Origin of the sequence: Brevibacterium sp. FME17 (assembly GCF_014897515.1) — a bacterium.
Classification (GTDB): domain Bacteria; phylum Actinomycetota; class Actinomycetes; order Actinomycetales; family Brevibacteriaceae; genus Brevibacterium.
Genome location: NZ_JABUYD010000002.1, coordinates 35470 through 53907, shown reverse-complemented (window position 1 = coordinate 53907; position 18438 = coordinate 35470). Strand labels below are relative to the sequence as shown.

23 protein-coding genes and 1 pseudogene are annotated in these 18438 nt (G+C 62.3%); 15 read left to right on the top strand and 9 right to left on the bottom strand.

The features are described from left to right. The first annotated feature begins 112 nt into the window (after window positions 1-112). The 5 genes and pseudogenes from INT40_RS02225 to INT40_RS02210 all read left to right on the top strand — a co-directional run bounded on the left by INT40_RS02225 (window position 113) and on the right by INT40_RS02210 (window position 4057). Window positions 113-1342, top strand: coding sequence for an alpha/beta hydrolase (locus tag INT40_RS02225; RefSeq protein ID WP_193095385.1), 1230 nt, complete (start codon window positions 113-115; stop codon window positions 1340-1342). Window positions 1343-1556: 214 nt separating this feature from the next. Next, window positions 1557-1679, top strand: a complete 123-nt coding sequence (locus INT40_RS20455) for an HTH domain-containing protein (RefSeq protein WP_226830635.1) — start codon at window positions 1557-1559, stop codon at window positions 1677-1679. After that, window positions 1630-2265 (top strand): annotated as a pseudogene (locus INT40_RS02220) (helix-turn-helix transcriptional regulator). Before INT40_RS20455 ends, INT40_RS02220 begins: the two are co-directional and overlap by 50 nt. A 21-nt stretch (window positions 2266-2286) precedes the next feature. Beyond that, window positions 2287-3126 (top strand): alpha/beta fold hydrolase, encoded by an 840-nt coding sequence (locus INT40_RS02215; RefSeq protein WP_193095384.1) that lies wholly within the window; start codon window positions 2287-2289, stop codon window positions 3124-3126. A gap of 175 nt (window positions 3127-3301) precedes the next feature. Beyond that, window positions 3302-4057, top strand: coding sequence for an alpha/beta hydrolase fold domain-containing protein (locus INT40_RS02210; RefSeq protein WP_319021915.1), 756 nt, complete (start codon window positions 3302-3304; stop codon window positions 4055-4057). A gap of 15 nt (window positions 4058-4072) precedes the next feature. On the opposite strand, the gene INT40_RS02205 is transcribed toward INT40_RS02210, so the two are convergent. From INT40_RS02205 to INT40_RS02180, 6 genes are all read right to left on the bottom strand, one after another. Next, window positions 4073-5293 carry a N(5)-(carboxyethyl)ornithine synthase gene (locus INT40_RS02205; RefSeq protein ID WP_193095382.1) on the bottom strand — a complete coding sequence of 407 codons (1221 nt, stop codon included), beginning with the start codon at window positions 5291-5293 and terminating at the stop codon, window positions 4073-4075. Between the two features lie 78 nt (window positions 5294-5371). Then, window positions 5372-5872, bottom strand: a complete 501-nt coding sequence (locus tag INT40_RS02200) for a mycothiol transferase (RefSeq protein ID WP_193070720.1) — start codon at window positions 5870-5872, stop codon at window positions 5372-5374. A 48-nt stretch (window positions 5873-5920) separates the two neighbouring features. Next, on the bottom strand, window positions 5921-6361 hold the full coding sequence (gene arfB, locus INT40_RS02195) for an alternative ribosome rescue aminoacyl-tRNA hydrolase ArfB (protein ID WP_101569834.1): 441 nt from the start codon (window positions 6359-6361) through the stop codon (window positions 5921-5923). Window positions 6362-6365: 4 nt separating this feature from the next. Further along, the gene (locus tag INT40_RS02190; protein ID WP_193070719.1) at window positions 6366-6941 is read right to left on the bottom strand and encodes a 1-acyl-sn-glycerol-3-phosphate acyltransferase; all 576 of its coding nucleotides are present in this window, start codon (window positions 6939-6941) and stop codon (window positions 6366-6368) included. Between the two features lie 99 nt (window positions 6942-7040). Continuing rightward, the gene (locus INT40_RS02185) at window positions 7041-7661 is read right to left on the bottom strand and encodes a M23 family metallopeptidase (RefSeq protein ID WP_308298049.1); all 621 of its coding nucleotides are present in this window, start codon (window positions 7659-7661) and stop codon (window positions 7041-7043) included. Between the two features lie 2 nt (window positions 7662-7663). Beyond that, window positions 7664-8296, bottom strand: a complete 633-nt coding sequence (locus tag INT40_RS02180) for a GNAT family N-acetyltransferase (RefSeq protein ID WP_101569837.1) — start codon at window positions 8294-8296, stop codon at window positions 7664-7666. A gap of 113 nt (window positions 8297-8409) precedes the next feature. Between INT40_RS02180 and INT40_RS02175 the strand changes: the two genes are divergently transcribed. Next, on the top strand, window positions 8410-9096 hold the full coding sequence (locus tag INT40_RS02175) for an SDR family oxidoreductase (protein ID WP_101569913.1): 687 nt from the start codon (window positions 8410-8412) through the stop codon (window positions 9094-9096). Between the two features lie 33 nt (window positions 9097-9129). On the opposite strand, the gene INT40_RS02170 is transcribed toward INT40_RS02175, so the two are convergent. Continuing rightward, on the bottom strand, window positions 9130-9783 hold the full coding sequence (locus tag INT40_RS02170; RefSeq protein ID WP_101569838.1) for a dihydrofolate reductase family protein: 654 nt from the start codon (window positions 9781-9783) through the stop codon (window positions 9130-9132). Window positions 9784-9867: 84 nt separating this feature from the next. Here INT40_RS02170 and INT40_RS02165 point away from each other — a divergent pair, with 84 nt between their 5' ends. Beyond that, window positions 9868-10371 (top strand): winged helix-turn-helix transcriptional regulator, encoded by a 504-nt coding sequence (locus tag INT40_RS02165; protein WP_193070718.1) that lies wholly within the window; start codon window positions 9868-9870, stop codon window positions 10369-10371. A 21-nt stretch (window positions 10372-10392) separates the two neighbouring features. Here INT40_RS02165 and INT40_RS02160 read toward each other — a convergent pair whose 3' ends face one another. Next, on the bottom strand, window positions 10393-11271 hold the full coding sequence (locus INT40_RS02160) for a sigma-70 family RNA polymerase sigma factor (RefSeq protein WP_319020832.1): 879 nt from the start codon (window positions 11269-11271) through the stop codon (window positions 10393-10395). A gap of 82 nt (window positions 11272-11353) precedes the next feature. On the opposite strand from INT40_RS02160, the gene INT40_RS02155 reads away from it, so the two are divergent. From INT40_RS02155 to INT40_RS02145, 3 genes are all read left to right on the top strand, one after another. Beyond that, window positions 11354-11737: a DoxX family protein gene (locus INT40_RS02155; RefSeq protein WP_101569841.1), complete on the top strand. Its 384-nt coding sequence runs from the start codon at window positions 11354-11356 to the stop codon at window positions 11735-11737. Window positions 11738-11837: 100 nt separating this feature from the next. Next, window positions 11838-12170 carry a VOC family protein gene (locus tag INT40_RS02150; protein ID WP_193070716.1) on the top strand — a complete coding sequence of 111 codons (333 nt, stop codon included), beginning with the start codon at window positions 11838-11840 and terminating at the stop codon, window positions 12168-12170. A gap of 19 nt (window positions 12171-12189) precedes the next feature. After that, window positions 12190-12675, top strand: coding sequence for an SRPBCC domain-containing protein (locus INT40_RS02145; protein WP_180958877.1), 486 nt, complete (start codon window positions 12190-12192; stop codon window positions 12673-12675). Here the strand turns inward: INT40_RS02145 and INT40_RS02140 are convergent. Beyond that, the gene (locus INT40_RS02140) at window positions 12604-13491 is read right to left on the bottom strand and encodes a carbohydrate kinase family protein (protein ID WP_193070715.1); all 888 of its coding nucleotides are present in this window, start codon (window positions 13489-13491) and stop codon (window positions 12604-12606) included. The genes INT40_RS02145 and INT40_RS02140 overlap by 72 nt on opposite strands. 120 nt (window positions 13492-13611) lie before the next feature. Here INT40_RS02140 and INT40_RS02135 point away from each other — a divergent pair, with 120 nt between their 5' ends. From INT40_RS02135 to INT40_RS02115, 5 genes are read left to right on the top strand one after another with little or no spacing between them, the layout of a single operon-like run. Next, window positions 13612-14070, top strand: a complete 459-nt coding sequence (locus INT40_RS02135; protein WP_193070714.1) for a DUF2695 domain-containing protein — start codon at window positions 13612-13614, stop codon at window positions 14068-14070. A gap of 34 nt (window positions 14071-14104) precedes the next feature. Continuing rightward, window positions 14105-15301 carry a nucleoside hydrolase gene (locus INT40_RS02130; RefSeq protein WP_193095381.1) on the top strand — a complete coding sequence of 399 codons (1197 nt, stop codon included), beginning with the start codon at window positions 14105-14107 and terminating at the stop codon, window positions 15299-15301. Next, window positions 15291-16145, top strand: coding sequence for a histidine kinase (locus tag INT40_RS02125; RefSeq protein WP_101569847.1), 855 nt, complete (start codon window positions 15291-15293; stop codon window positions 16143-16145). The genes INT40_RS02130 and INT40_RS02125 overlap by 11 nt, the downstream gene beginning before the upstream one ends. Next, window positions 16146-16961, top strand: a complete 816-nt coding sequence (locus INT40_RS02120) for an energy-coupling factor transporter transmembrane component T family protein (protein WP_193070712.1) — start codon at window positions 16146-16148, stop codon at window positions 16959-16961. 4 nt (window positions 16962-16965) lie between these two features. After that, window positions 16966-18432 carry an ATP-binding cassette domain-containing protein gene (locus tag INT40_RS02115; RefSeq protein ID WP_193070711.1) on the top strand — a complete coding sequence of 489 codons (1467 nt, stop codon included), beginning with the start codon at window positions 16966-16968 and terminating at the stop codon, window positions 18430-18432. The last annotated feature ends 6 nt before the right edge of the window (window positions 18433-18438 follow it).

Here is an 18438-nt window from a genome sequence, read left to right as displayed (position 1 = left end):
GTGGTCTAGTCCCATGCGCTATAGTGACCGCTGGCGTCAGCATATGATCGCAACGATGAGATCTCATGTAGGTGGAGTGTCAACCTGGAAGATCGAAAGTTGAGGACTGAAGATGACCGAGAGCACGAACTCGTTGCCGCACTCGGAACGAGGGGGCTTCGCGAAGCTTTTCAGGGCAGTGGTGATCGCCATCGCGCTCTTGCTGGGCATAATTGTTGCAATCTTCGGACTCGCATCACTCATTCCCGGGATTGGGCCACTGAGTTCGTTTGCGGCTCGGTGGGCGCCGACCGTGGCACCGATAGTGGCTCTTGCCGGACTGATCGTGCTCCTCGTCGGAATCATTGCTGTGCGCAGGGGGCGTCGGCGCTCAGGTGCAGTCGTGACAGTGCTCGGTGGGGTCGGCGCGGTCACGAATATCGCGGTGGTCATCGTTCTCGTCGGCGCCATCACGTCAGCCGGAGGCTCGGTCAGCCTATTTACCGCCGCGTTCGGGTTGTCCGCAATGGACGCAGCATCGCCAGACCGACACGAGGTGTACGACAAGTCCAGCTCGGGGGACGACCTCGCCTTATCGATCTACGAGCCGGAGGGTGCGAAGGGCCCGGCGCCGACGATCATGGTAGTCCATGGTGGCGGCTGGATCGCGGGAGAGCCTGACGCAGTGAGTTCAGAGCTGCGCACCCTTGCTGACCACGGCTACTTGGTTGTGTCGGTCGAGTACGAACTTGCGAACAAGAACAATCCGACCTGGCAGAGTGCGCCCTCGCAGGTTGCGTGTGCTGCGTCCTGGATTCAGACGCACGCCGACACGCTTAGTGCAGATATGGATCGTCTCGCGTTCTGGGGCGAGAGCTCCGGCGGCAACTTGGTCGCCAACACCGCCGGCGCCGCGGCTCAAGGCAACGCTGAATCCACGTGCGGTGGGGAGGTTCCCGTTCCGGCAGCAGTCGTCGCCGACTACCCTGCGTTCGACGTGACCGGCCTTTACGCAAACGCCCCTGCGGGCCCAGGTGCGGGCACGGGCTCGCGCATTTTCGCGTCCAGTTATACCGGCGGTACGCCCGAGAAATTCCCGAAACGTTACGCCACGGTGAATTCCGCCGCGCACATCACTGAGACCACCCCGCAGACGCTCGTGATGACCGCGATGCGTGATGATGTCATCGCACCCGCTGACCAGCTCGCATGGGTCGACACAGCTCGAGACCGTGGAGTCGACGTCCAGGCGGTGCAGGTTCCACTCGCGAATCACGCCTACACGCAGAAAGCGAAGAACTCCCTCGGCAGCCAGGGACATCTCAGCATCGCAGAAAACTACCTATCCGAACGACTTCAATAGCCACGAAGTGGAGGTTCTGCAGGCAACAGATCATCAGCTCGATCCGCGAATCAGTCGTGAGTCGCCTCCTCGATGAGCGGGGTGAAGAAGTTGATCAGATTACCGTCCAGGTCTCTGACCAGCAGTGATCAGTTACCCCATGGCGTGTCGGTGGGTTCATTGACGAAGGCCTCGACGAATTCCCGGAGGCCAGAACAGACAGCATCGACGACCCTTGCAGATTCTCGAACTGCTCCTGTCCGCTCAACTGCGAACCGTCTCCGAATTGGCTGACCGCCTCGGCGTCGATGATCGTACGATTCGCAGAGACGTGGCGCGACTCAACGATCTGGGCTAGGGGAGACGCTCCTGATCCTGCCGTCATGCTGACGCTGGCTGAGCCCGTCAATTACCAGCAGGCTCTTGAACTGCGATATCTGAACAGCGCTGCAATCGCATCACGACGTCTGATCCACCCATATGGCTTGGTCGCACATTCGGATCAGTGGTATTTGCTCGCATTTGATACGGAAAAGCATGAGGAACGCACGTTCCGAGTCGACTGCATCCGCACGGTGTGAACGACATCGGCAACATTCACAGCCGCAGAGCGTCTTGACGTGAAGTCCCGACTCCTCGAACGATTCGCCGAGGCAGACTATCGGTGGCATGTCATCCTGCACATCTTTGCAACCGAGGAGCATATCCGAGCACGATTGGCGGCCAGTGTTGCCCGACTGGAGCGAATGATTCCAAGAGGGGAGCTGAACTCCGTAGATGAGTCGCCGATGTATCGGGCGGAGCTCCATGTTGAAAACCTTGATTGGCTCCTGCCGGCCATTGCGGCGCTGAGGTGCAAGGTGGAGATCGAACATCCTGAGGAGCTCCGCCTTCTTGTGCAGGAGGTGGCGCAGAAGATGCTTCATGCGGCCGGGCTGGACTGACTGCAGTGCTACCGTGCACATATGGCCACCATAAGAGTGAACGGCGTCGATCTCGGTGTTGAGAGTTTCGGCCGCGATGACGATCCCCTCGTGCTGCTCGTCGGTGGAACTACGATGTTGTCGTGGCCCGATTCTCTGTGCCAACGTCTGGCCGAAGCCGGGCGCAGAGTCGTTCGCTACGACCTCCGAGACTCGGGTGCTTCATCCACGTTGGACCCGGAAAACCCGACGTACGACCTGCGTGATCTTGCCGATGATGCCGCGGACCTCGTCACAGCCCTCGGTGCGAAGTCCGCCCAACTAGCTGGCATCGGTGTCGGAGGCATGGTCGCCCAGGTTGCGGCACTTGATCACCCGGAGAACATTTCGGCACTGACACTGGTGAGCACTCGCCCGGTTGCTCCGGGCCCTGTCGATGACGACCTGCCCGATCATGATCAGACCGTGATGTCGGCGGTGTTCTCTCGTCCTGAACCCGATTGGACCGACCGTCGAGCCGTGGCCGAATTCGCAGCCGAAGGCGCCGCACTGTTGGGTAATGACGCGGAGCAGGCCCGAGCAGCTGCCGCTCGAATCTGGGACCGAACCCCGACATCGGATACGTCAGTCCACCAGGCGAATCAGCTGGGCATGGTCTTCTCCAGACTTGACTGCTCACCACGCTGGCGAGAACGCCTTCGCAACCTGCGAATACCGAGCCTGATCGTCCACGGTCGAGTCGACCCCTTCTTTCCCGTCGGCAATGCTGAAGTACTTGCCGCAGAGATCACTGAAGCACAGCCGCTGATCTTCGAGGATATGGGAACACAGATACCTGAGTGGGCGACCGAAGACATCGCGACTGCCATGCTTCGTCTCTGAGCGCGAAAGGAATCCGTTGCGCCTCCTGCTTCCCGAATCGATCGTCCCTATCTATCTCAAAGCGACACGGGCAAATCGGCCGTTCGTAACCGAGGAAGGAGCGCACCGACGCATCGATGAGCGTTTTGTCCGACCCGCCTCCTACGCTCCGCCCTCACGATTAGAAGGCGTGAGTGTGAACCGCCGACTGTCGGGTCCGAGCGCATGGCCGGTCTATGACGTTGAACCATCGACACCTATTTCCAGCTGGGCTCGGCCTAAGGCTGTCGTGGTCTACGTCCACGGTGGCGGCTGGGTCAACGAAATCGTTCCTCAGCATTGGAAGCTCATTGCCCGCATCGCTCGAAAGACGAACCAGCGCGTCATCGTGCCGATCTATCCGTTGCTGCCCTTCGGCACGGCACGTGAAGCCCGCGATGGCGTCGTCGACCTGATTCGCGCCGAGCTCGACTCCGATCATCAGGTACGTCTTGCCGGGGATTCCGCCGGCGGTCAGATCGCTCTGTCTGCAGCACTGCACCTGCGCGACCAAGGTACACAGCTGCCGGGCACAACTCTGCTGTCGCCGGCGCTGGATCTGACGTGGAAGAACCCGCAGATCGACGCGGTACAGCCCTTCGACCCGTGGCTGGGCCGTTCCGGAGGTCGCCTCCTGGCCCAGAGATGGCGCGGTGACGATGAAATTGAGGATCCGATAGTCAGCCCCCTATTCGGTGACATGAGCGGGCTTGGACCGCTGACCATCCTCACCGGGACTCGGGACGTGCTCAACCCGGACGCCAATCTGTTCGGCACTAAGGCGCGAGGAGCAGGAGTCTCAGTGACGTGGCACGAAGGCGAAGGCCAACTGCACGTCTATGCCCTCCTGCCGACGAAGGCCGGGGCACAGGGGGCGAGCATCCTCGTGGAGAGCCTGCGACCGACCATGTGACGTCCTGCTGCGAACTCAGCTCATATCGACGGTCCTGGGGTACGGGTACTCAGGTCCTCGCTCCTGAAAGCTCAAGATACTCGGGTTCTTGATCTCTCCATTGTCGATTTCGATCGCTCGGGAGATCGTGGGAACCTGTGCCCACGCATCTGGTCCTTCCATGACTGTGCGGAGATAGGGCATGATCGCTTCGCTGATCTCCCACGTCGCGGAGTTCCACAGGTACGACGGAGTGTGGTCGACGGCGTAGTAGTTGACTCCTTGCCCGACGGTGAACATCGGATTGTCGAAGCCGGTGGGCTTCGCCCACTCGAAGCCCATTCCCTCATCGCAGGAAACGTCGATGATCAGACTGCCCGGGGCGAACTCCTTCAGATCTTCCGTGCGCAGATAGGTAATCGGCGAGGAGACATCCTGGAGCGTGCAGTTGAGCACGATGTTGTGCGATGCGAGGAATGTCGGGAGCAGGACATCGCCAGCGTCGGTGACCACCGTGCTGAGGTGGACAGGTCCATCGCCGGTGTTGAGTTGGGTGATGTGTGCGCTGTGGATCGGCGACCCGACGGCTGCGACCCCTCGCTGCGTGAGTACCTGGATGTCGTGGATCCCCTGGGCCTTCAGCGCGGTCACAGCACCTCGCGCTGTTGCTCCGAACCCGATGACGACGGCACTGAGTCGCGGACCATAGTCACCGGTGGAGCCGGTCAGGCTCAACGCGTGCTGGACAGAGCAGTAGCCGGCCAGTTCGTTGTTCTGGTGGAACACGTGCAGGCTGAAATCTCCCTTCGGGGTCCAATGGTTCATCGCTTCGAAGGCGATGAGAGTCAGCCGACGATCTATCGCAGTCTGCGCCATCGCCACATCCTGCACGCAGTGCGGCCAGCCCCACAGCACGCGGTTTTCGGGAATCGCCTCCACGTCTGCGGCCTGGGGCTTCGGCAGAAGCAGCACATCGGCTGATTCGATCACTTCGGAGCGTTCGGCCACGCGTCCGACACGAGACTCGATGTAGCCAGGCGAGAGCTGGAAGTCTTCGGCATAGCCTCGTTCGACGATCATCCGTGCCCGGATATCGGGGTCGATGCGGTCGAGGTGGTGAGGGTGGAGCGGGAGGCGCCGTTCGTTCTCCATCGAGGAGCCAGCGAGCAGGCCAAGGGTGAGTAGGTCGGTACCAGGTGTCCCATCGGACGCCGAGGCGGTGGTGGCGGCAGTGGTCGGTTGTGCGGTGCCGGTCATCCGGCCTCCCATCGTCGGGGAACCAGAGTCAGCTCCACCTTCGACTATACGCTGAGCTCACCTACCTCCAGCATCGTGCTACTTTGCGGTCAGGGAACCTGCGGCGTAGGCGGCTTGGCCGACATGCACGGCGGCGTCATCGATGATCGAAGCTAGGCGCACTCCGCGTGTGACCGGGGGAGTCCAGCTCTCGTCAATGACGTCGTCCAGGTCTGCTTCGGACAGTTCGCTGATGTAGCGGCCCAGCGCTGTCAGCGTGGCCCCCAGATGGTCGACAAGCAGCTGCTGGTCCTCGACCCGAATCGCCGCGGCCTGCTCAGCGGTGTGTCCGAGGCCGACGGAGTCACCGAGTTCTCCCAGTGCGAAACGATCCCGGAACTTCTCCCACACCTGCTCGTCACCGGTCAGGTCGGAGAGTTGGACATCAACTTCGCGTCCGGTGTGCCACAGCAGCCAGGCAATCGAATTGGGATGCTCGCCGGGGTGGGCGTTGAGCTGCTCGGCGGTGAGCGTCGGCAGACGCTTGGCTGCATCGACAGGTCGTTGGGCCAAGTCGGTGAGAATCTCGATGCTGTTCATATGGTCCATTGTGCTCTTCGTCGCCACTCATGTCATTCGGTGGGAAGGTCAGTCGAGCCTGGGCCGTCTGCGATTGCGTTTGATCTCCGAGCGTCGACCCTCTGCTCGCGCCCGCCGTCGGCGCGAGTTCCGCGACGGTTTCGTGGCCCGACGTTCAACGGGTGGAGCGAGCGCTTCTCTCAAGAGCTCGGTCAGTCGATCCCGTGCTGCAGTGCGATTGCGCAGCTGCGAGCGCTGGTGTTCGGAATTGACGGTGAGGACTGTTCCGGAGAGCTTGGGCGAGAGAATATGCAGGACACGCTCGCGTTGCTCGTCCGTCAGCACCGTGGTCGATCCGAGGTCGAGGCTCAGTTGCACGCGTGTGTCTGAAGTGTTCACGTGTTGTCCGCCAGGACCGGACGACCGCGAAAACTGTTCGCTCAGCTCGGATCCGGGCACCATGAGGCCGTGAGGTATCCCGGGTCCGGCGGGCACGCGCAGATCATCCATGTGCTCAGTCTGTTTCGAATTCCTCGCGCAGTCGTGGTTCGACGCGATGTTTGGGACGAATGCCTGCCTTGTCGGCGTAGAACTCACGGATCCGGTCCATGTCTGCAGCCACGTCCCCGGTCAGTTCGATCGTCGGCCCCAGCCCGGTGGTCATCGTCGTCCGGTCGACGAAGCCGAGCGTCACAGGCATCCCGGTCTTCATGGCTATCCGATAGAAGCCTGATTTCCAGTGGGTGTGCCCTTTGCGGGTGCCGTCGGGGGTGACGACCAGCCCGAAGACCTCTCCGGAATGGACACGGTCGATCACCTCGGCGACGACGCGTTTGGGATCGGATCGATCGACAGGAATGCCGCCAAGTCCGCGCATGATCGGTCCACGCCAGCTTGTGAACAGGCTCGTTTTGCCCATCCAGTGCACATCGATGCCCAGGCGCCAGGCGATGGCGAGCATGACGGGGAAGTCCCAGTTGGAGGTGTGAGGGGCGCCGATGAGGACGGTGGGTTGGTTCGGGGCGGGCTCGGTGACCAGTTTCCAAGGGCCTAGGAACCAGAACGCGCGGGCGGCAAGGCGTCGAAGCATGGTCACCAGGTTAGAGCACCTGCTCCTTCTCGACTCTCAGGACTCGCTTTGCCGTAGCCATCAGGGCAACTGAGCACCGTGCGTGGCAGTGCTCGTCATTCACATCTTCAGGACTGTGCCGTTACGCGGCAGGACTCCGTCGAAGGCTATCGGGACGGGGTGAGCTCGCTGCGGGTCCCTGCCGTCCATGGCTTGCAGATGAACATGGGGTTCGGTGCTGTTGCCTGAATTCCCGCACCGACCCAGCACCTCCCCTGCTCCGACTCGTTGCCCTGCCCGGACGCTGATGCTGCCCTGTTGCAGGTGACACACCGCCACGACGATCCCGCCGGACTCGAGCAGCACATGATTTCCCGCGGCTGACATCCATCCGCCGGCGACGCGTCCACGCTGACTCGCCGCGTACCCGATGGACGGCAGGCCCCGGTGTGCCAGATGATCGATTTCGGAGTGAACAGTGGACACGACCGTTCCGTCGAGCGGTGCCAGAACAGGTCTTCCGAATCCGGGGAAAGTCTCAGGAGCTTCCGAACGGAAGAATGACGCCACAGTGTAGGGTGCAGACTTTCCGGTCTCGTCGACGGGAACGAAGTCAATGGCGAATGCAGAGGCGAACATCGTCGTCCCGTGGCTGGGCACCCGATCAGCGGGACTGTTCTGTACCAGCCAACGGCCCGTGAACGGATAACTGAGATCGATCGAAGGTGCCTTCGGGTCCATGATCATCCACACCTGCGCCGCGTCGTCCACGACCGCGTCGCGTCGTCAGATCGGAGTAGCCGCATGACGGGACGGCTTCGATAGGTCCGACCGACCTCGGCGAATCCCGCCGCCTGGAACATCGACACCGTTCCGGTGAATACAGCTGAGGGTGCGGGGGCGCCGCTGAGGGCTGAGATATCAACCGGATGACCGTCGACACACGTTGCACCGTGGTCAAAGGCCCAGTCAGCAGCTCGGCGCAGAAGAGCCGTGCCGATTCCTTTGCCCCGATGTTCACGTCTGATGACGAAACACGAGACCCACCAGGCATCAGCTGAATCGTCCAACAGCCGCGCAAGTGCCCGATTCTCCATAATTCCGGGAAGAGATGAGCGGGGGACGATCCGCGTCCATCCCACGGCCTCGTCATCGATGAAGGCCAGCAGGCCGATCGGCAGAGTCGAATCTTCGATCTCACGCCGCAGTGCAGTCCGGTTGTCTACAGCGGCGTGCCGCTGGAACCGTTGGCACCAGCACGAGTCGGGATTCTTTTCGCGAGGACCGTAGACACGGCCCACCCGGGGCCAGAGATCGGGCGTTGCCGGCACAACCTCAACCTCGCCATTGATGAGTCGATTCGCCACCGAATTCATATCCCAACGGTACAGGGATGTCGCTGATCGGCGACGTCTGTGGGAATAATCTGCTGGCATTTGTGGCTGTCCTGAGAGCAGGAACCACCAGCACACCGACGAAGGAGAGATACATGTCTGATGCAGACCGCGTAGTGATTCTCGGAGGACACGGCAAGATCGCCCTCATGGCCGCACCGAAGCTCAAAGAAGCCGGATACTCGGTGGATTCCGTCATCCGCAACCCGGATCAGACCGCCGATGTGGAGGCCGCGGGCGCGAATGCCGTCGTCCTCGACATCGAGTCGGCAGATACGGACAAACTCGCCGAACTCTTCACCGGGGCAAAGGCGGTTGTGTTCTCCGCCGGTGCCGGTGGTGGTAACCCCGAGCGGACCCGAGCGGTCGACTTCGAAGCAGCCAAGAGATCGATTGACGCAAGCGCGAAGGCTGGAGTCGACCGCTACGTCATCGTGTCCTATGCGACCGCCGGAATCGACCTCGACCGCGTTGACCCGGACAACTCGTTCTACCCCTACGTGGAGGCGAAGCACGGAGCGGACGAACACCTGCGGGCAAGTTCGCTTGACTACACCGTCCTCGGCCCCGGCGGACTCACCCTGGAACCGTCCAAGGGCGCCCTGACGTTGGCCGACGCGTCCGGAGACGTCGAGGGGCAGACGCCCAGCGATGACACGCGGGTCACCTCACGCGAGCTCGTCGCCGACGTCATCACGCACGTCATCTCCCAGAAAGCAGCGGTCCGTGAGACCGTGAACTTCTATGACGGTGACACTCCGATCGCCGAGGCTGTGAAGTAGCAGCGGGCTTCATCGAGCAGAGACCGGGCGGGTTCAGGACGAACCCGCCCGGTCTTTTCTGTTCCACAACTGATGAGTCAGGCCGCTTAAGGAACCGATCGTTTCGATGGTGAAACGGTCTTCGACTCCGCCCAGCCCTTCCCACAGCGAGGTTCCGTGGCCCAGTGTGATCGGAACGATTGCCACACTCATGAAGTCCACGAGGTCTGCGGCGAGGAACTGGCGGATGGTCGAGGGACCACCGCCGATGCGCACGTCGAGACCATTGGCTGCTTCCTTTGCCTGTTTCAGAGCCTGTTCCGCGGTGGCATCGATGAAGTGAAAGCTCGTTCCATTGGGAAAGTGCATTGCCTCATGGGGATGGTGAGTGAGCACGAAGCACGGAGTCTTGAACGGCGGTTCCTCGCCCCACCAGCCGCGCCATCCGTCGTAGGGCCACGGCCCTTCCTGGGGCCCGAACTTCTGGCGTCCCATGATCTCGGCGCCGATGCCCTGCCCCCACATCGCGAAGAGCGCGCGGTCCAAGGTCACAGGTGCATCGATGTCGCCGATGCCCTCGATTCCTTGACCGTCGAACCAGCCGAAGAGCCTTTGCGCATCCCCGATGGGTTTGTCGAACGTAACGTAGTCACCGGCGGAATAGCCGTCGAGTGAAACGAATTGGCTGTGTACTCGAGCACGAAACATGATCACTCCGGTGTGATTGTCAGCGAGAATTGCTCCCAGCGTAGAATGCTGTGATTGTAGAACGCAACCAGTTGGGAGAATGAATTGCGAAGCGAACCGCGATCTGGCTGTGCGATCAATGCTGCGGTCGAGGTCCTGGGTGATTCGTGGAGTCTGATCGTGCTCCGGGACATCGTCTTCGGCGGTCGACGGTATTTCCGTGAACTGCTGACTCTCAACGATGAAGGCATCGCCTCGAACATGTTGGCCGACCGTCTGCGCAAGCTCGTCGATGAAGGCCTGCTCACCCGTGCTGATGCCGCCAGGGGGCAGCGGGTGGCCTATTCCCTCACCGAGGCCGGCATCCAGGTTGTGCCAGTGATGGTCGCCCTCGGGAGCTGGGGAATGAATCATCGCGCCACAACACCGGAATTGACGGTACGGGCTCGCATTCTCGCGGACTCACCCGAGCTGGTCGACGACCTCATGGGAGAACTGAGGGAAATCCACCTCGGAGTGCCGCGAACGAATCCAGACCGACCGAAGGCTTCGGAGCAGCTGCAGGCCGAGTACGACGCGACGCTTGCTAGGACTCATAGCTGTTCATGACATGCCGTGAGCCTCGGATCCTCAGCGGTCCGAAGGGCCGCGCAGGAAGGGTATCTCCATGTGCCCCAGTCGCCTGGGGTCGATGATCGAGACGATATCGACCATTTTGCCCTCGGCAACCGTGCACGACATCAAGCCCAGAGGCTGACCGCCCGTCGTTGAAACGAAGATTCCCGGCTCGCCGTTGACACTGATGCGTCGGGCCTCGATCTTGCCAGGATCGCCGCGCCTGACTGCAGCAAGAACCTCGTTTGCCCCGAGTTCCACGGTGTGTCCGCGCATTGAGCAACGGTGCCAAGTGACGTTCGGATCGAGCACATGCAACAAGGCATCAAAGTCACCATCCCGCGCGGCACTGAGGAATGCGTCGACGACCTCGCGTCTCTCGGTGAGATCGCCCGTAGGTACCGGGACGTCGCGTACTTTGCGCCGGGCCCGACTGGCAGCCATCTTCGCTGCCTCGCTCGAGCGGCCGATGATCGTGGCGATCTCAGAAAAGGGCACGGCGAAGAGGTCGTGGAGGACGAACGCGAATCGTTCCTCGGGCCGCAGGGAATCGAGCACGATCAGCAGGGCCAGTCCAAGGGAATCCGACTGGGTGGCGGCCTCTTCTGGGCCAGGGTGGTCGTCGGTGAGGACGACATCAGCCTCCCAGATATCAAGCGCCGTCTCTCCGCGTGATGTCCGTCTGCGCAGAACGTCGAGGCAGATGCGCCCGACCACCCGAGTCAGCCAACCGCCGAGGTTTTCGATGTCTTCTGCGCCCCGCCTGTCCAGTCGGATCCATGCCTCCTGTACGACATCCTCGGCGTCGGTGCGCGTGCCGAGGATCTGCGTCGCCACTGCGGTGAGGTGGGGTCGCTGCTCTTCGAATTCCGAGCTCGGAAGAAGTTTTCTGATGGCTGTTACCTTTTCGTGCCGCGCTTCGTCATGAAGGTGAAGGCCCGAACGGACCTCCAAACCAGAGAGAGGGAACTTGCTGATGAATATCGTACTGTGGATTCTCACCGGCCTGCTGGCCATCGCGTTCGGGGTCGGTGGGGCCACCCAGCTGATCCTCACCAAGGAGCGCTACCGGTCCCTGGCGAACAGCCAGCACTGGGTCGATGATTTCGGTGCCGCTCACGTCAAAGCCATCGGTACGATCAAGATCATCGGTGTGATCGGTCTGGTGGTTCCACCTCTGATTGGGCTTCTTCCCCTTCTGTCTCCACTTGCTGCCTGCGGTCTCATGTTGGTGATGACGGGAGCGGCAACGACTCGTTTCCGTCGCAGCGAATGGGCGCTGATGGCCGGCGACGTTACGTATCTGCTGGCGTTCGCCTTTCTCGCTTGGGGCCGCTTCTCGTTGGCGCCGTTCGGCTGAATGGCCTCAAATGCTTGTAGAAACCGGGCATCTGTGTTTGCATGGTAGAAGTGATTGCAAAACGCAATTGCCTGCGTTATGCGATCTCGAAGGAGCGATCATGTTCACCGGAGTCATGGCCAACGCCACCGTGAAGGATCCGAAGCGCGCACAGGATTGGTACACAAAGCTGTTCGCCCGAGAACTCGACGCCGCACCGATGAGTGGGTTGCTCGAATGGCACCCGGCACCCGGAGCCGGCGTCCAGATCTGGGCCGAGCCCGATCGAGCCGGACGCTCGAGCATCGTCATCCAGGAGACCAGCCTCGATGCTCTGGCCGATCGACTCAGCGCAGCCGGCATCGATCACGGTGGCCCGCAGTCAGGCGGAGGTCAGCGGATCCTGCAGGTGGGAGACCCTGGCAGCAATCGCATCGTCCTCTCCGGAGAATGAGGTGCCCACGATGCATCCGATGACCGAGACTCTGTATCTGAGCACTGAGATCGTACGTCCCCGCAGGGACGTCTGGGCGGCCTTCGCCGACACCGAGACACGGCAGCAATGGGGAGTTCCCGCAGGCGATGGTCTCGTCTACGATCACGATGATTTCAGAACGGGTGGAAGTGCGCGCTACAGGTGTGGATCCCCGGAGCGACTGGAGTTCTCCGCCGCGATGTCCTATATCCGTGTTGAGGCGGAATCGTATGTGGTCCACACGGATACCGTGTGGTCCGGCGAAGAGGTTCTCGGCACGGCCATGATCACGTGGACCTTCTCCGACGTCCCGGTGGGGACGTGTGTCTCGATCGTCGACCAGGTCGTGTCGTTCGTCGGTCAGGGCATGATCGAGGGCAGCCGAAATGGGCACCGAATCGTGCTCGAGCAGCTAGGTGCCTTCCTCGCTGGCCCAGGGCAGATCGGCTCCGGGCCGAGAGACGGTGACAGCGGCGCGCCGTGAGGCATTCTCACCGAGTTGTCTGAGTTCGCTCTCGCTCATCGCATCAAGCCGTGAACCAGAGTCCTGCAGGTCGTGCACCAGCGAGGACATGAAGCAATCTCCCGCACCTATCGTGTCCGCCACCTTGGCTGTGCGCGCGGGAACGCTCACCCTCGCCGAGGCGGTGGTGATGAAGGATCCCTCCGACCCGCAGGTCAGTGCCACCAGTGAAGCCCCGAGGTGAAGAATCCGCTCAATCTGAGAATCGGGGCTCAGCTCGGGATAGAGCCAATCCGCGTCGACGTCACTGAGCTTGACGACATCCACCCGTGAGGCAATTGACTCGAACCGAGCCAGCGCCTGCTCCTGGTCTCCGATGATGGTGGGTCGGATGTTGGGATCGAAGCACAGGAGCGCCGAGGACTGGCGCCCCCGCTCCAGGAGAGCGTCGACGACCGCGGCACCGGGGGAGAGGAAAGCCGCAATCGAACCGACATGGATCGCCGACCACCTGCCGTCGTCGACCACAGAGGGATCCGGCGCCCAGCGCAGCGCGAAATCATATTCGGCAGAACCATCCGGTGACAGCAGCGCCCTTGCCGTCGAGGTCGAACCGGTAGGGCGCGTGTGCACCTGCACGTTCGACTCCCGCAGATGTGCAAGCAGGAAGCCGCCGTGAAAGTCATCTCCGACATCAGTGAGCAGCTCCACATCGGCACCCAGGCGCCCCAAGCCGAGGGCCACATTCGCCGGCGCTCCGCCGGGGGCATAGCGATCCGGTGCCCCCGCCGAGCTGACGATGTCGATGAGAGCCTCACCGATGACAAGAATGTTCATGGCCTCGATTCTATGCGCACCGCATCGACCACGTGCCTCATCAGCACGAATAGGACAGATTTAGTTCAGAAGTAGGCTTTGGCGTCAGTTTGTGTCAGTGCCGTCTGGAATCGTTGCCGCATGGACAAAGACACCATGGAATCAGAAGTCAGAACCATCGTCGATGCAGCCTCAGCTCGCATCCTCACACCGCGAGAGGGGGAGTGCCTGGTCTGCTACGTCTTCCGCCAGCTCGGTGAATTCGGTTGCGACGGAACACATCGCTTCGCCCAGACATTTCGGGACCGCACCGCACCCAGGGCCACCGCGCTGATGGAACGCCTGGGAAGTATGGGCGCCTGCTGCTGTGACTGCGAAGTATTCAACAACGCCTACACGTTCGCATCACGCCCGTGGATCACCGGTGCCGCGTTCGGTGCGGATATCGGCACCGGGTTCGAATCCGCAGAACCCGTCGACCTACGTGAGGAGTTCGGCATCAATGAGCCGCCCGCGAGGATCTTCTACTTGTGCTGCCAGTTCGTGCGACGGGGCTCGACACAACCGTGCCCGAACTGGGTGCGAATGAGTCGCTGGTGAGAGACAGAGGCGAGTCTCCGGCAGAATAGGGCACATGCCTCCACGCCTGCCGCTGTTCCTCGACTGTGACCCCGGAATCGATGACGCCATCGCCCTCGGCTATCTGCTGTGCCAAGTCGATGTCGACATCATCGGAATCGCAGCTTCAGGCGGCAACGTGTCCACCGCACAGGTGAGTGCCAATGTTCAGAGCTGGCTTGAACTCGCCGGACGGAGGGACATCCCCATCCATCCGGGCAGCAGGTTCCCCTCTGCCTGGCCACCCGCCGATGCCGACCGACGGTCTGCGGCTTCGCCTCGTGCTGAACCCGAGTACGCCGACCTCACCCACGGACCCACCGGGTCCGGATACGCTCAGCTTCCACTGCCGAGCACACCGCTGAGCCCCATCGACGCTGCTCAGGCCTGGGTCGACACGGCACGGTCCCATCCCGGAGAGCTCATCGGAGTCATCATCGGACCTGCCACGAACCTTGCCTTGGCCCTTGCTCTCGAGCCTGAACTGCCCAGCCTGATGAGGCGACTCTTCATCATGGGCGGTGCCTTCAACTATCGCGGAAACACGCTCCCGACCACCGAATGGAACGTCACCTTCGACCCCGAGGCGACGGCGGCCGTCATCGCCTCCTTCGACCAGGCTCACCGCCAGCGTGCTCTGCAGGCACTGCCGGTGATCGCCCCCATCGAAGCCACCGAGGCTCTTGAGATGACTCCCGCGCGGTTGCAGGCAATCCTCGACGGAGCGCGGGCGGCCCATGATGAGGCAACGCCGCCTCGTGACGAGAGGCTGGGGCCCCGTGACGAGACCAGCGAGGTGCTTGTCACAGGAGAGAAATGGAGGGACTGGCTGGCTCAGATGGCCGAAGCTCTGCGCTTCTACTTCGAATTCCACGAATGGGACGGCCTGGGCTACATCGCTCACATCCATGACCCATTCGTCCTCGCCTGCGCCCTCGAATGGGCACGCAGCACCGAGGCCACAGCCACCTCGGCGGGCAGCAGCGAACCGTTAGCGAACGGAACTCGAGGCACACTGCCCTGGGCCACGACGATCTGTGCACCCGTCGACGTCGAACTCACCGGTAAACTCACACGTGGCGAAACCGTCGCCGATTGGCTGGGACGGTGGGGGAAGGGCGTCAACGCTGAGATCATCCGCACGATCGACGCACAGACCTTCCTCGACCACCTCGGCGAGACACTGAGCAAAGGACCCCATCATGACCACTGAATCCAGACAGTCTGGGCAGGGGCCGACGCACACCGTCGGTCCCGCACAAAACCAAAGCACCAAGGGTCACACAATTCCCTTCACACTGACCTTCCTCGGCACCCTCATCATCCTCGGCACCTATATCGCGGTCCTCCTGACCCAACCGGCTAACCTCGGCACTGATCTGGGACACACAACATTGTGGGTCATGCTCGGCTACCTGGCCGGGGGAGTTCTCCTCGCAGCCGGCACCCTGCCGCTCATCCCGCGCAGCATTCTCGCCCTCATCCCCGTCGCCATCGCGGCCAACATCGTCATCGGGCAAGTTGTGGGCAACGTAACCCCGATTCCGCTCTACCTCGACTCCATCGGGACCGTGATGATCGGTGTTCTCGCCGGTCCTGCCGCCGGAGCATTCACCGGCATCATCTCCAACCTCATCTGGGGAGTCACCCTGAGCCCCAGCGTCATCGCATTCAGCTCTGGAGCGGCCTTCATCGGCGCAGCCGCAGGATGGGCGGCACGACTCGGAGCCTTCCGCACCCCCTGGTTCGCCGTCATCACCGGGGCACTGGCAGGAATCCCGGCCGGATTACTCGGGGCACCCGTGGCCGCTTACGTCTTCGGGGGCGGCCTGGGCTCGGGCACCGGTGGTGTTGTGGCCATCCTGCAGGCAGCAGGCCTGGAGATGCTCAACGCGACCATGGCCCAGAGCCTGTTCTCCGACATCATCGACAAGGCACTCATCTTCGCTCTGGCCTACGTCATCGTGCGCACCCTGCCGCGGCGTATCCTCAACCGATACCCGTTCACTGACCATAGTCTTTCGCGCAGTTTCCGTGAGCCGGCGCGGGTCGGCTGAGTGACAGCGACTGTTTCCGACCGTGAACGGCAGACCACACGTCGTTGGCACCCAGCCACTGAGATCATCGTCCTCGCATGCTCTCTGCTGCTCGTCTTCGGCATCCCATCCCCGGTCGTGCCCATCACCATCATCGGTGCCGCGTTCATCGCCGCGGCAGCCTCACCCGCTGTGAGGCTGCACTCATGGACGCTCGGGGTCTGTGTATTGAGCCTGCCGACGCTGCTCGTCCTCAGCGTCGTCCAAGGGCTGTTCTATCCAGGTGCCGAGGTGACCGTGCTGTGGGAGTACGGTCCTGCTCGGCTCACCGTCGAAGGACTGGCAATCGCCGTTCAGATCTGGCTGCGTGTCACCGCCCTCGTGTCCCTGTGCGCATACTTCGGCCTCGGCGCTGACTCTGCCCGCCTGTTCGACGGTCTGCGATTTCTGCGGCTGCCCTCCTCGGTGGCCTATATCTGCGCCTCGGCGATCGGCCTCATTCCACTCATCCGAACGCGCACTCAGCAGATCATTGAGGCTCGGGCCAGTCGCGGGTGGAACGTCAGCAGCTGGATGGTCCGCACACGATTGCTCCCGAGCATCGTCACCGGCCTGTTCACCTCCGTCCTCATCGGGGTCGAGCAGCGCCACGATGTGCTCGTACAGCGCGGCCTTGGAGAATCAATGTCGGTGAGGTCACTGCAGGACCACCACGACGGGCCCGGACAACGGGTCCTGCGCCGTGGTGCACCTATCCTGACCTGTGTCCTCGTCGTGTGCTCCGTGGCAGGTGTTCTGCCACTGCCCACAGCCGACCAACTGATCGGGGGTGATTGAGTCTATGCCGCTCGAACTGATCGGAGCCGGTTTCACCTACCGCCGCGACGCCTTCGCGGCATTGACAGACATCGACCTCCGTCTGGCACGAGGGCAGATGCATGCGATCCTAGGCGCGGTGGGCTCGGGCACCTCCACCCTGGGGCGCCTGATCACCGGCTTGTTGGGCGACTGTGGAACCAGCGTCGGCCGCATCCACCTCGAGGGGACTGCCGTCATGCTCGGCGATGACCCCGAGGCCCAACTGAGCGGAATGACGAGCCTCGTCGGCGATGAGGTCCAACTGTCCGGGCGCTTGCATGGGGACGAAGTCACAACGGTCGAACGGCATGCACGCAACACCTTGAACTCGCTTGACATCGGCGATCTGTGGGGGCGACGCCTCGACACTCTGTCCGGTGGTCAACGGCAGCTCGTGGCCTTGGCCGGGCTGCTGAGTCTCAACCCCTCTCTGCTGGTCCTCGACCAGCCCTCCTTGTCCCTGGACCCGGATACTCGGCAGCGCCTCGCCACAGTGCTGCAGGACTTCTGCTCCGCCGGAGGTACGGTTCTCATCACAGCCCATCAGTTCGACGAGGTGGCTGAAGCCTGCGATCGGCTGAGCATTCTGGATTCAGGTCGGCTGATCACTACCGATACCAGTCTGTCGGCCCAGGAACTTGAACGCTGCGGAATCTGGGACACCCGGTGCCCTGAGCAACATGGGCAGGGACTCTCGGAAAGTGCTCGACCACCGGCTTCGGCACCACTCACACTCTCCGCGCGCGGGCTGAGCGTCATTCGCGACGGTGCCACCGTTGTCAACGACATCGACCTCGACGTCGCAGCCGGCGAGAACGTCACAATCATGGGATCCAACGGGGCAGGGAAGTCCACCCTCCTGCGCAGTCTCGCGGGCCTACTCGGGCCCGGCTCCCGAACATCGGGCATCATCACCGTCGATGACAACGGATCTCCGGTCAGCCTCGGTGAAACGCAGGCGCACGAACGGACACGGCATCTTGCTTGGGTCGGGCAAGACCCCGGCAGTCAGCTCTCGGCCGCGACCGTGTGCGCCGAGCTCATGTACGCTGTCCCCTTGCCCGCGCACCGACGCCGCGACCGGGTTGCGATCCGCGCCCAACGCCAGGAAGCGGTCACCTCAGCGATGGTGAAGACTCAGCTGGGCACGGTGAGCGAGATCCATCCCTATGATCTGAGCATCGACCTCCGCAAGGACCTGGTGATGACATCGGCACTGATCATGAGCCCGCGGATCCTCCTCCTCGACGAACCGACCTTGGGCAGAGACCGTAGGGGAATCGACAGGCTGAACATGTTCATCACGGACTTCCTTCGCCGAGGCGGGTCCGTCCTGGCCACGACCCACGATGGGCGATGGGCGTCAGAGACAGCGGATCGCGTCCTGATTCTGGACGATGGTCGTCTCTGTGAGGGCCGAGGTGGCGGGGTAGTCCCATCGGCAGGATGAGCGGAC

Coding starts and splice junctions, on each gene's coding strand:
- INT40_RS02155 (WP_101569841.1), top strand. CDS start 11,354: ATGAATATCGTACTGTGGATTCTCACCGGCCTGCTGGCCATCGCGTTC.
- INT40_RS02200 (WP_193070720.1), bottom strand. CDS start 5,872: ATGAACAGCATCGAGATTCTCACCGACTTGGCCCAACGACCTGTCGAT.
- INT40_RS02135 (WP_193070714.1), top strand. CDS start 13,612: ATGGACAAAGACACCATGGAATCAGAAGTCAGAACCATCGTCGATGCA.
- INT40_RS02150 (WP_193070716.1), top strand. CDS start 11,838: ATGTTCACCGGAGTCATGGCCAACGCCACCGTGAAGGATCCGAAGCGC.
- INT40_RS02170 (WP_101569838.1), bottom strand. CDS start 9,783: ATGTTTCGTGCTCGAGTACACAGCCAATTCGTTTCACTCGACGGCTAT.
- arfB (WP_101569834.1), bottom strand. CDS start 6,361: ATGGATGATCTGCGCGTGCCCGCCGGACCCGGGATACCTCACGGCCTC.
- INT40_RS02145 (WP_180958877.1), top strand. CDS start 12,190: ATGACCGAGACTCTGTATCTGAGCACTGAGATCGTACGTCCCCGCAGG.
- INT40_RS02130 (WP_193095381.1), top strand. CDS start 14,105: ATGCCTCCACGCCTGCCGCTGTTCCTCGACTGTGACCCCGGAATCGAT.
- INT40_RS02225 (WP_193095385.1), top strand. CDS start 113: ATGACCGAGAGCACGAACTCGTTGCCGCACTCGGAACGAGGGGGCTTC.
- INT40_RS02175 (WP_101569913.1), top strand. CDS start 8,410: ATGTCTGATGCAGACCGCGTAGTGATTCTCGGAGGACACGGCAAGATC.
- INT40_RS02190 (WP_193070719.1), bottom strand. CDS start 6,941: ATGCTTCGACGCCTTGCCGCCCGCGCGTTCTGGTTCCTAGGCCCTTGG.
- INT40_RS02205 (WP_193095382.1), bottom strand. CDS start 5,293: ATGACCGGCACCGCACAACCGACCACTGCCGCCACCACCGCCTCGGCG.
- INT40_RS02185 (WP_308298049.1), bottom strand. CDS start 7,661: ATGGACCCGAAGGCACCTTCGATCGATCTCAGTTATCCGTTCACGGGC.
- INT40_RS02140 (WP_193070715.1), bottom strand. CDS start 13,491: ATGAACATTCTTGTCATCGGTGAGGCTCTCATCGACATCGTCAGCTCG.
- INT40_RS02115 (WP_193070711.1), top strand. CDS start 16,966: ATGCCGCTCGAACTGATCGGAGCCGGTTTCACCTACCGCCGCGACGCC.
- INT40_RS02125 (WP_101569847.1), top strand. CDS start 15,291: ATGACCACTGAATCCAGACAGTCTGGGCAGGGGCCGACGCACACCGTC.
- INT40_RS02180 (WP_101569837.1), bottom strand. CDS start 8,296: ATGAATTCGGTGGCGAATCGACTCATCAATGGCGAGGTTGAGGTTGTG.
- INT40_RS02215 (WP_193095384.1), top strand. CDS start 2,287: ATGGCCACCATAAGAGTGAACGGCGTCGATCTCGGTGTTGAGAGTTTC.